This is a genomic window from Mesorhizobium sp. WSM4817, from assembly GCF_055811135.1.
This window is the reverse complement of sequence record NZ_JBVVQQ010000131.1, coordinates 1-494: the sequence shown is the minus strand read 5'-3', so window position 1 is coordinate 494 and position 494 is coordinate 1. Positions and strand designations below refer to the sequence as shown.

Genomic DNA, 494 nt, shown 5'->3' with positions numbered 1-494 from the left:
AAACGCTGTCCGCGAATTACTGAAATCACTGTCCGGGATTTAGCGAAAAGGGTGTCCGGGAATTAACGAAACACGCAATTTGCCTTCGACACGTGTCCTAACCGCGCAGGGATATCAATTTCCACGTCCTGGAATTCAATGAACTGATTGTGCAGTGGAAAATACGCTTTATATACCGCCTCCTTCAAAACGAAGAGGTCCCGCCGCTTGAGCAGATGTACATCGTACATGCGTTGCTCGTTAGGGGTGGCAATCAATTCGATCAGGTTCTCCGGCAGAGGTTCATTAGGCTCAATGTCGATGCCGAGAGCCGCAATCCTTTTCGTCCCTGCAATGGCGGCGGCTGCTATTGTATCGTGGTGCGCCAAAGATCCGACGACGCCGGGTGGCCAGATCGGAACACCAGAGCGCGTCTTTAGGATCGGCAGTTGTGGGAATCCCAGTTGCCCAAGGAGTGTTCTGGCGACTACTCTTGCAGCACCGCTTTGGCGGCG

Annotated in this window: 1 protein-coding gene; it reads right to left on the bottom strand. The window is 53.2% G+C overall.

The annotated features are described in order from the left end of the window. Nucleotides 1-62 precede the first annotated feature (62 nt). A partial coding sequence (locus AC0L2K_RS35045) for a 4'-phosphopantetheinyl transferase family protein (RefSeq protein ID WP_473533668.1) occupies nt 63-494 on the bottom strand: 432 nt, incomplete at its 5' end.